The sequence below is a fragment of the Photorhabdus sp. RM323S genome, assembly GCF_042879375.1.
Classification (GTDB): domain Bacteria; phylum Pseudomonadota; class Gammaproteobacteria; order Enterobacterales; family Enterobacteriaceae; genus Photorhabdus; species Photorhabdus tasmaniensis.
Genome location: NZ_JBHFKZ010000127.1, coordinates 1 through 2,551, shown reverse-complemented (window position 1 = coordinate 2,551; position 2,551 = coordinate 1). Strand labels below are relative to the sequence as shown.

The 2,551-nt window shown below is 48.1% G+C and carries 3 protein-coding genes; all 3 read right to left on the bottom strand.

What is annotated here, in order from left to right:
* The coding region (locus ACGF7G_RS22080; protein WP_387468412.1) for a type VI immunity family protein at positions 1–968 on the bottom strand (968 nt) is incomplete at its 3' end.
* A 16-nt stretch (positions 969–984) separates the two neighbouring features.
* Positions 985–2,346: a VRR-NUC domain-containing protein gene (locus ACGF7G_RS22075; protein ID WP_387468410.1), complete on the bottom strand. Its 1,362-nt coding sequence runs from the start codon at positions 2,344–2,346 to the stop codon at positions 985–987.
* A gap of 2 nt (positions 2,347–2,348) precedes the next feature.
* Positions 2,349–2,551: hypothetical protein (locus ACGF7G_RS22070; RefSeq protein WP_387468409.1), on the bottom strand; the 203-nt coding region annotated here is incomplete at its 5' end.

The window sequence follows — 2,551 nt, the reverse complement described above, 5'->3', positions numbered from 1 at the left end:
TGCAGAGGGCCCCGGTCATAGCGGGCATACCAGGCTTGTGTGGAAATATCATCAAAATGACCCACGCCGTGAAAGTGCAGGGAATCACCTTCTCCCGGCACAAAACGTATCGGGCGTATCAGTTGGTTAATGGCAAAATAACTCGCCGGGACACTGCCCGGTAGTGGTGTCAGATCCGGGTATTTGCCTGCGCGGATCATCAGACCATTGGAGTAAGGGCTAATCACCACATCCGGGTAGCGTGCCAGTGTTTTACGTATCCAGATTTCCCCGCCCAATCGTGCGACAAACCGTCTGGACAGCAGGGTGATCCAGTTCATGCTCCGTATAGAATCGGCATAATCATCCAGTGTGGTATGAACCGTAGAGTTGACTTGCAGGGTGAGGTAGCGCAGGGTCAATTGGTACTCTAAGGGAAAATAATCATGATAATCTCTGGGCAGGACCAGACAATAACCACAGTCTCCCCAGTCAGGTTCAAGTTGCTCACACAGAAAATCCAGCCAGGCCATAAATTTGGTCATGCCGTCTTGTGCTTGCAGATAATCCCAGGGCAGCACCAGACTCAGGTAAGAGCTACTGTCATCACCATCAATTTCTCGGGAATCCAGGTAATGCATCAGATAGTGGGGGGCTTCATAGAGATTTTTTGCATCACTAACATCCCAGCTAGAAAGCTGATTCTTTTTCTGATTAAGAATACCTTCTTCGACTTTGGCAATATTTTCCGATGAATATTTTTTTAACCCTTTCAGCTCATGAGTATGAAAACGCAGATGGGTACCAAATTCTTCACGAAAACGGCGATAGCAGGCCAGAATGCGTTGCTTTTTCTCTTGGGTGTAACCCTGTTTAAAAAACAGGGTAATTGAGATACCCAAGCGGGAGACGGTCAGTTCATCTCCATTAATAAAAAGAAAAGAGGTCAGTTGTGATCTCAACTGGGCAAAGTAATCTACAGTTTCCATTATTTTCTCCATATAATTATGAGGCAGTAGCGAATGTCACACTCGCCAATATTGCAAGGACGGTAGCCAACGCGGCGGCGCTGACCGCAGCAGCAGCGGCTAAAATTTCCACCAGTGCAATCAGCGCAGCAGCGACCGCAAGGGTGACGAGGATAACAACGGCAACACCAGCAATAATCACAACCACTTCCAGCATTTCTTCACCGACCGCTTTAAATATTTGCATCCAGCTAATACTTTTTAGTTCTTCCAGGGTGATATCCGAACCCTGTTGCACGGTCTGCCATTGGGCTTTTATCTCACTCTCAGTCCAGGTCACGATTTTCCCTGTCTGTTCATTGACCCAGGAAAAAACGTAACTGACCTGATGAGTTATCGGGTCAATAATCTCTTTGCACACCCACTTACCCGCTTCACTGAACCAGTCCCCAAATTGGGCAAGGAGTTTACGGGTACTGTTACGGATGTAATCTAACCCCTGTTCTGTCAATCCGGCCACCTCTTGCCCGAGAATGACCCAGTCTTCATAGCTGGGAAAAAAAGACCAGGAAGAGGTACTGACAAGCGGCAGGTTTTTTGTCAGCGGTTGCGGAATAGTCCCCGGTACGCCCTCTTCGGGAGGAGTAGGTACGGGTAAGGCATCATCAGGAGGCGAACCGGGCGGCAAGGGAGCCAGCGGTATCGGATTTTTATAGTGTTGTGAACCGGGTTGATAGTGTTTTCGCCACGCTTCATCATACTGCTTTTGCTCTTCTGTGCGGCTATCGTCGACGCGCATCACACCGAAACGATCACGGGTAGCAATCTGGATATAATCCTTTTCTTGCCCTTTACTGAGTGCATCCCCCGGAAATTTTACTTCAATCAACATTTTTAGATTATCAGGGTGTACAGAACCATCGAAGTAGGTGGCATTTCTGCCCGGCCAGCGGAGATCCTCATCTTTAACCAGAATAATATCGGGACGGCGGATACCAACAACCCCAAATTTCTCCGCATCAACAGCAGAAGGCCGGGCAAACGGATTACTGGATTGCGGTAAATTATCACCATAACGCTGCTTAGAGATTTGACTGGTCGCCAGCATAGGCAGAGGAGCGTCCTTTTTCCCTCGGATAGCAAACACCACTTCTGCTTTATAAGGCCACAGGAAATCGTGCTTATACTCTTCAACTTTGATTAATCCGCTCATGACAATCTGTTTAAGAAAGCGAATCGCCCCCAGTTTAGTGATAATCATTGCCGGCAGCCGCTGGGCATATTCGGCTTTTTCCGCCAGATAGCAGGGATCTTCATCAGCGGGAAAGACCCCTATTTCCATCGTGCAATTAATTGAGGTCACGGCCGGGCACATCTTGCCGTTGTTGGATATTGCCATACTTATTTTTCCTTAAACTCCATAACATATTCTACCGGGGTGTTACCACTGAACCGGTATAAGGTTTGCTTCGGTTTCGGCGGGGCTTCTGGTGAATCCAGTTGCAGATTTTCTTCTTCCTCACTTTGTATGGTGACGGTTCTGCCCAGCGCATCGGTTTTACCAAAGGTAATCTGACCGCTGTTGTTGGTGATGGTATAGAGGG

Coding starts and splice junctions, on each gene's coding strand:
- ACGF7G_RS22075 (WP_387468410.1), bottom strand. CDS start 2,346: ATGGCAATATCCAACAACGGCAAGATGTGCCCGGCCGTGACCTCAATT.